Genomic DNA, 7,163 nt, shown 5'->3' on the forward strand with positions numbered 1-7,163 from the left:
CCAGGGCACCGAACCGGACGCCGGGCGGGGCAGGCGGGACGAGGCGGCACGGGAGGCCCTCGCGAAGGCGGAGCGGCGGGCGGACGAGCGGCGGACGGCGGCCACGGCAGCGCACGAGGAGGCGGAGGCGGCCGCCGCGGAGGTGGGCCGGCTGCGCAAGGCCCTGGAAGGGGCCGAGGCGGCATTGGAGGCGGCCGGGCGCCGCGCGGAGCGCGCCGAGCGGGCGAGGGTACGGGCGGAGGACGCGGCGCGGGCGGCCCGGCAGGACGCGGAGGGCCGCTGATGGGAACAGGGACGCGTCCCGCCCCCCGCATACAAATCGGACTCACAACATGAAGTAGGTTCATTCCGAACGTGATTCGAGAACCGAGGGGGCACGGTGACGGCACCGGTCGTGGAGCAGCCGACGGACTGGACCGAACCCGGCGCCCATCCGGTCGCCCCGGGGGTGCACCGGATCCCTCTGGCGCTGCCCGTTCCCTCGCTGCACGCCGTCAACGTGTACGTCGTCGAAGACGAGGACGGCCCGGTCGTGGTGGATTCCGGCTGGGCCATGCCCGACACCCGCACGACCATGGAACGGGCCCTCCGGACGCTCGGGCACGGCCTGGACGACGTCGCGCAGTTCCTGGTCACGCACGCGCACTGGGACCACTACTCGCAGGCCCTCGCGCTGCGCGAGTCGTTCGGGACGCGGGTGCGGATCGGCCGCGGGGAGCGGCCCTCGATCGAGGCGCTCGGCCGCCCGCCGGGCGTGCGCCCCCGCCAGGACGGGCTGCTGCGCCGGTGCGGCGCCGCGGAACTCGCCGACGAGATCGCGGCGGCGCCGGCCGAGCGGCCGGACCGCGGCATCGAGGACATGATGCCGGACGGCTGGCTGGACGACGGCGAGCGCGTCGCGCTGGCCGGGCGCGGCCTGGACGTCGTCGCCACGCCGGGGCACACCCGCGGGCACGTCGTGTTCCGCGACGCGGACGCGGGGCTGCTGTTCGCGGGCGACCACGTGCTGCCGCACATCTCTCCGTCCCTCGGCCTGGAGCACGAGCCGGAGCCGAAGCCCCTGCGCAGCTACCTGGCGTCGCTGCGGCTCGTCCGGGACATGCCCGACGCCCTGCTGCTGCCCGCGCACGGACCGGTGACGCCGAGCGCGCACACGCGGATCGACGAGCTGCTGGAGCACCACGCCGCCCGCCTCGACGCCGCGGCCGAGCGGGTGCGGGCCGGGCACGCGACGGCGTACGCGGTGGCGGGTGCGATGCGGTGGACGCGGCGGCTGCGCGCGCTCGGCGAGCTGGACCTGTTCAGCCGCATGCTGGCCGTCCTGGAGATCGAGGCGCACCTGGACGTCCTGGCCGACCAGGGCGTGCTGGACGCGCACGAGGAGGCGGGCGTGCGCGCCTACGCGGTCCGCGGCTGACCGCTCAGCCGAACGGGTCGCGGCCGAGGAAGGCGACCAGGCGGTCGCTCGCGCCGGCGGTGTCCGGCACCGGGACCGGCGGCGCGAACAGCCCGGCCCGGGTCCCGCCGGTGACCAGCGCGGGCGCGGCCTCCAGCAGCCGGGCGGCGAGGACGGGCGGCAACGGCCGCGGACGCCCGGTGGCCCGCGCGATGTCCCAGCCGTGGACGGCGATCTCGATGGCACCGGTCAGGGCGACCGTTTCGGCCGGGAGCGACCGGTCCCCGATGGAGACGGGACGTCCGGGGGCGCCCCACGCGCCCGCCAGCCGGGCCGCGGCGAGGCGCAGGGAGGCCACGAGGGCGGCGGAACGGTCGCCGGCCCCGCCGGACGGCGCCGGGCCCGGGACGAGCCGGACCGTGCCGGTGCCGGCGGCCTCGGCCAACGCGTCCACGGACTCGCCGGTGTGCTCCAGCAGCATGCCGAGATCCCATCCACGGCACGGCGTCGGCAGGCCCAGCGCCTCGGTGGTGACCGCGCCGAGCGCCGCGAACGCGTACCCGATCGCGGCTTCGAGCAGGCCCGCGCCGTCCTCGCGTCCCGTTCTCTCCGCCGTCTCCATGGCACCCCTCGTCCCTGGGGGCCGTCCCCCCACAGAAGACGACCGGCCCGGGTCTGGAAACTCACCGGGGAGGCGGCGGTGAGTTTCCAGACCCGGGCCGGTCCATATCGCCGGGCCGTGACGGGCCCGCGGTCGCGTGGTGGCTCACGGCGGGGGAAGCCACCACGCGGCCGTCTGGACGTCAGCGCCCGCAGAAGAAGTTCTGGATCGTGGCGACCGCGGCCTTCTCCGGATCGTCGCTCCCCCGGCGGGTGGTCAGGCTGAGCGCGATGCCGCGGCGCCCGTCGGGGCTGACGCCCTCCCGGGTGGAGTAGCCGAGGGCGTCGCCGCCGTGGTTCCAGTAGCCCGCCTTGGAGCAGCTCAGGGAGTGCCAGCTCAGCCCGAGCCCGTACCTCTCGTCCCCGTCCCCGGTGGGCACGGTCCTCTGCATCTCGGCGAGCTGCGCGGGGCGCAGCAGCCGTCCTCCGAGCAGTGCCCGGAAGAAGCGGTTGTGGTCGGCGGCCGTCGTGACCAGCGAACCGGCGGAGGACGCCCAGCTCATGTCCATCTCCGTGGCGTCGACCAGCGGGCCGCCCACGGCGAACTGCTGGTAGCCGCGGACGAACGGCCGTGGCAGGCCGCGCTCACGGTCGGGGAAGGAGGTACCGCTGAGGTGCAGCGGTGCCACGATCCGCCGCCCGGCCTCCCGCTCCCATGTGCGACCGGTGACCTTCCTGATGATCATTCCGGCGAGGACGTACCCGGTGTTGCTGTAGGACCACCTCGGCTTGCCGCCGGGGCCGGTCTCGCCCGGCTCGAAGCCGGGACGGTGCCGCAGGGCCAGCCCCACGAGGTGCTCGGGCGTCACACGGTCGAAGCGGTGCTCCTGGAAGTCCTCCTCGCCGCGGATCGGCAGGTCGTAGGCGTAGTCGTACAGCCCGCTCGTGTGCTGGAGGAGGTGGCGGACCGTGATCTTGGTGCCGTCGTTGCCGTTGCCGCGGACGAGCCCGGGGAGCCACGTGTCCACGGTGTCGTCCAGGCCGAGACGCCCCTCCGCGACGAGCTGGAGGACCACCGTGGCGACGTAGGTCTTGGTGTTGCTGCCGCCCCGGAAATGGGCCCCGCGCGGCACCGGGCGCCCGGTCCGCAGGTCCGCCACCCCGGCCCTGGCCTCGATCCTTCCGGCGGGGGTGCTCGCCTCGGCCACGACCCCGACGACACCGGCCGCCCTGATCGCGTTCACATCACGCTGGAGGCTCGTCCCCGGCGGGGCCGCCTCGGCTCGTCCCGCCGCGACGGCCAGCAGTACGACGGCGCCCGCTCCCACGACGGCCTTCCGGCGGGACCTGCTGAAAGTGTTCACTGGGATCTCCGTTCCACCTCGCGCCGCCCGAGAACGAAGGTAGAGAGACGGCGCCCGAGGATCCCCCCGGCCTGCGGGTGCATTCTCGGTCGAGCAGGCTGCACCATGGCCGGGAACGCCTGCTCAGCCCCCTGCCGGGCGGTCCGCTCCCGGCCATGGAACGAGAAAAGGGGCCGGGTTAGGCTGATCGTCCGTGTCCCCGGCGGAAGGAGCGGCGATGACGCCGGCCCCCGACATGACGGAGATCACCTCGGCGGACGAGCTGCGCGAGCTGCTCGGCGCCCCGATGCGGCGGGCCATCGACAAGGAGCGCGTCACCCTGCACTCCTGGGACCGGGAATGGCTGGAACGCTCCCCGTTCTGCCTGGTCGCCACCAGCGACGCCGCCGGCAACTGCGACGTGTCGCCCAAGGGCGATCCGCCCGGGTTCACCCGCGTCCTGGACGACACGACGATCGCCATCCCCGAGCGACCGGGCAACCGCCGCGCGGACGGGTTCCTCAACGTGCTGAGCAACCCGCACGTGGGACTGATCTACCTGATCCCCGGGCGCGGCGAGACGCTGCGGATCAACGGCCGGGCGCGGCTCGTCCGGGAGGCCCCGTTCTTCGACTCGATGATCGTGCGGGGGCACCGTCCCGCCCTCGCGCTGGTCGTGGAGATCGAGCAGATCTTCTTCCACTGCGCGAAGGCGCTGATGCGGTCGAAGCTGTGGAGGCCGGAGAGCTGGGAGCCGGACGCCCTGCCCTCGCACGCGCGGATCGTCAAGGACGTCCAGTACACCGCGGAGACCGTGGAGGAGCTGGAGCGCCACTACGGCGACGCCTACGAGAAGAAGCTCTACAACGCGTGACGCGCGGCGGCCGGTCCCCGTCGCGGTGGACCGGCCGCCGGGCGGCGCGGGATCAGCAGGCCGGCGCGACCGGCTGGTCCGAGCCCGTGTAGAGGTAGGAGTCGGCGACGTACCCGGAGCCGACCTTGTCCCAGATGTCGCTGGTGCCGTACGTGCCGGCCACCGAGGACCCGCGCTTGTAGCAGGTGATGAAGACGGTCCCGCCGTTCGGCACGGTGCCGAGCGAGCCGTCGGTGGTGTGCGGGCCGGTGCGCACGGTCAGCGAGATGCCCCCGGTGTGGACCGTTCCGGGCGCGCCGGCGCAGCCGTTCCCGCTGGTGTAGTTGCCGCTTCCCCAGTACAGGACCTGTGCGCCATTAAAGCTGATCTTGACGGCGGAACCGTTGGAGCGTTCCTCGAAATGCAGGTGCGGACCACTGGACTTTCCGCTCGTCCCGAGGGTGCCGATCTGCTGCCCGGCGGCGACGCCCTGCCCCACCGAGACGAACTCGCCGGACAGGTGCGCGTAGCGGGTGCGCCACCCGCCGCCATGGTCGATCTCGATCCAGAGGCCGTAGCTCTCGGTTCCGAGGTTCTCCACCCGGGCGACGGTGCCGGACGCGGCGGCGGTCACCGCGTCCCCGTCGTCGCCGTCGCGGTTGAAGTCGACGGCGTTGGCCGGGCTGTGGTCGGAGCGGGTCTGGCCGCTCCAGGTCTGGCCACAGGGGAACGGCATCTGGAAGGCCGGCGCGGCGAGCGCGGGCGCGGCGGACAGGGCCACGAACGCGGGGACGGCGGCGGCGGTCGCGGCGACGGCGGCGAGGCGGCGCGTGGGCATGCGCATGAGAGGGCTGCTCCGTTCGGGGGACGGACGTGAAACGGCTGTCAGTGGGGGGACGACCGGGGCGTCCGTCTCGAGAGTGACCGCCGGGAATTCGGCCCGCAATTGGTGATCATCACCAAAAGGAACGTGCCAAGTTCAGCGAGAATCCAGGGTGTGCCCAGCTCACGGCCCGGCGGAGCCGATCCGCGAAGTGAAAGGAGAACAGCCGCCGTTCCACCCGTCCCGAAGCCGTGAACACTTTCATCCTGATCACGTCATCGGGACGGAGCCCACAATTCACAGGACCGTCGCCGGTCTTTTCCATGATCGCCTTGCGGCGGGCCGGCGATGGCGCGCCCGTCACGTCCGGCGGGCATGCGCGCGGCGTCCCCCGTGCGGGCGCGCGGGGGACGCTCGGCGACGCGGCGCCGTGCGGCCTCGCCCGTACTCGGGCGGGCCGCGGCGCCCGGCCTTCAGCCGCTCTTGCGGCGGAACTGGCGCTGGTGGTCGGCGCGCTCGTGGGTGCCGCGCACCTTCGAGCCGCTCCGGCCGCCGCCGCCCGCGTTCTTGTCGGCCGCCGCTCCGCGCTTGCGCTCCAGGGCCTCCCGGAACCTGCGCTTCACGTCGTCCTCGCCGCCGCCGTTCTCCGCTGTCTCGTCGGCCATCAGGACCTCCAGCCGTTGTAGGGGCACCCCTAGCCTCACATACCCGGCGGGACCGGGGGTTGCGGACCCGCCGTAGAGATCATTTCGGAGATTTCGCCATCAAGCGATCTCGATGGGACGAACTCCCCTAGGGTGTGGGCTCGTGGAGCCCCAGACCCCGCCGGCCGAGCCCGCGCCCGCCCATCCCCCGCTCGAGGCGCTGGCCGTCCGGCCGCTGGTCGACCGGGACTACGAGTCCCGCCCGGCGCAATTCTACGAGCGGCTGCGCGCCGAGTACGGACCGGTCGCCCCGGTGGACGTGCTCGGGGTGCCGGCGTGGCTCGTCATCGGCTATTCCCAGACGCTGGAGATCCTGCGCGACACGCGCGGGATCTGGAGCCGCCGGCCGGACTCGTGGCGGGCCCTGCGGGAGGGCCGCGTCCCGGCCGACTGGCCGCTGCTGCCCACCTACGGGATCGACTTCTCGGCCTACCACGACGGCGCCGCCCTGGGCCGGCTGCGCGGCGCGTGGAGCGAGGGACTGCGGCCGTTCCAGGATCGCTCCCGGCCGCAGGCCAAGCAGCTGGAGCAGGCGATCCGGGCGTACGCCGACGAGCTGATCTCGGTGCTGTCGGAGGGGGGCCGTACGGGCCGGGCGGACCTGGCGGCGCAGTACGCCCGTCCGCTGCCGCTGATGGCGATGAACCGCCTGCTCGGCGCCGGCACCGCCCGCGGCGATGAGCTGATCATGGACGTGTGGCGGGTGCTGGACGGAGGCCCGGACGCGGCGGAGGCCTCGGCGCGGATGCAGGCCGAGATGGCGCAGATCTGCGCGGCCAAGGCGGCCTCGCCGGGCGAGGACCTGCCGTCCTACATGCTCGCCGCGGTGCCCGACCTGACGGTGGACGAGGTGGCCCGCGAGATGGTGCTGCTGCCCGCGCTGATCGGCGACTTCACCGGCACACTGGTCTGCAACACGATCGCCGAAGTGATCGTCGGGGAGGGCGGGGTGCGCGACAGCCTGTCCGCCGGGATGATCGCCGAGGCCGTCAACCGGACCGCGATCTCCAGCCCGCCGATGGCGAACACGACGTTCCGCTGGCCGAAGACCGACGTGCGGGTCGGCCGCTTCCAGATCGCGGCCGGCGACCCGGTGATGCTGTCGCCCGCCGGCGCCCACCTGGACCCGGCCTTCAGCGGCGGCCTCGCCACCGACTCGATCTACAGCTCCCGCGCGCACCTGGCGTGGGGCGCCGGGCCGCACGCCTGCCTCGGCCGCGACCTCGCCTCCACCATCGCCGTGATCGCGGTGGAGCGGCTCTTCGACCGGTTCAGCGCCGTGCGGCTGGCGCTGCCCGCCGACCAGCTGCCGTGGCGCTCCTCACCGGTCATGCGGGGGCTGCGCTCGCTGCCGGTCACCTACGAGCTGGCGACCGGGCGGGCGGAGCCGGCCGCCGCGCCCGCGGAGGCGGCGCCGGAGCCGGCCGCCGCGGCGAACGGCGGG

At 74.1% G+C, this 7,163-nt stretch carries 8 protein-coding genes; 4 read left to right on the top strand and 4 right to left on the bottom strand.

Annotated features, from left to right (window positions below):
* Together E1291_RS42710 and E1291_RS37120 are read left to right on the top strand one after the other, a co-directional pair.
* The coding region (locus tag E1291_RS42710; RefSeq protein WP_370771102.1) for a hypothetical protein at positions 1 to 283 on the top strand (283 nt) is incomplete at its 5' end.
* A 96-nt stretch (positions 284 to 379) separates the two neighbouring features.
* Positions 380 to 1,417, top strand: coding sequence for an MBL fold metallo-hydrolase (locus E1291_RS37120; RefSeq protein WP_131742732.1), 1,038 nt, complete (start codon positions 380 to 382; stop codon positions 1,415 to 1,417).
* A gap of 4 nt (positions 1,418 to 1,421) precedes the next feature.
* Here the strand turns inward: E1291_RS37120 and E1291_RS37125 are convergent, their stop codons facing one another.
* Complete coding sequence (locus E1291_RS37125) at positions 1,422 to 2,018, bottom strand: TIGR03086 family metal-binding protein (protein ID WP_131742733.1); 597 nt, start codon at positions 2,016 to 2,018, stop codon at positions 1,422 to 1,424.
* A 181-nt stretch (positions 2,019 to 2,199) separates the two neighbouring features.
* Complete coding sequence (locus tag E1291_RS37130; RefSeq protein ID WP_131742734.1) at positions 2,200 to 3,360, bottom strand: serine hydrolase domain-containing protein; 1,161 nt, start codon at positions 3,358 to 3,360, stop codon at positions 2,200 to 2,202.
* A 217-nt stretch (positions 3,361 to 3,577) separates the two neighbouring features.
* On the opposite strand from E1291_RS37130, the gene E1291_RS37135 reads away from it, so the two are divergent.
* Complete coding sequence (locus E1291_RS37135; protein ID WP_207401139.1) at positions 3,578 to 4,213, top strand: pyridoxamine 5'-phosphate oxidase family protein; 636 nt, start codon at positions 3,578 to 3,580, stop codon at positions 4,211 to 4,213.
* A gap of 52 nt (positions 4,214 to 4,265) precedes the next feature.
* Here E1291_RS37135 and E1291_RS37140 read toward each other — a convergent pair whose 3' ends face one another.
* Positions 4,266 to 5,036, bottom strand: coding sequence for a peptidoglycan DD-metalloendopeptidase family protein (locus E1291_RS37140; protein ID WP_207401140.1), 771 nt, complete (start codon positions 5,034 to 5,036; stop codon positions 4,266 to 4,268).
* Positions 5,037 to 5,488: 452 nt separating this feature from the next.
* Complete coding sequence (locus E1291_RS37145; protein ID WP_131742735.1) at positions 5,489 to 5,680, bottom strand: DUF5302 domain-containing protein; 192 nt, start codon at positions 5,678 to 5,680, stop codon at positions 5,489 to 5,491.
* Positions 5,681 to 5,822: 142 nt separating this feature from the next.
* Here E1291_RS37145 and E1291_RS37150 point away from each other — a divergent pair.
* Positions 5,823 to 7,163: cytochrome P450 family protein (locus E1291_RS37150; RefSeq protein WP_131742736.1), on the top strand; the 1,341-nt coding region annotated here is incomplete at its 3' end.

It is taken from the genome of Actinomadura roseirufa (assembly GCF_900659635.1).
GTDB lineage: Bacteria > Actinomycetota > Actinomycetes > Streptosporangiales > Streptosporangiaceae > Spirillospora > Spirillospora roseirufa.

Coding starts and splice junctions, on each gene's coding strand:
- E1291_RS37125 (WP_131742733.1), bottom strand. CDS start 2,018: ATGGAGACGGCGGAGAGAACGGGACGCGAGGACGGCGCGGGCCTGCTC.
- E1291_RS37135 (WP_207401139.1), top strand. CDS start 3,578: ATGACGCCGGCCCCCGACATGACGGAGATCACCTCGGCGGACGAGCTG.
- E1291_RS37140 (WP_207401140.1), bottom strand. CDS start 5,036: ATGCGCATGCCCACGCGCCGCCTCGCCGCCGTCGCCGCGACCGCCGCC.
- E1291_RS37145 (WP_131742735.1), bottom strand. CDS start 5,680: ATGGCCGACGAGACAGCGGAGAACGGCGGCGGCGAGGACGACGTGAAG.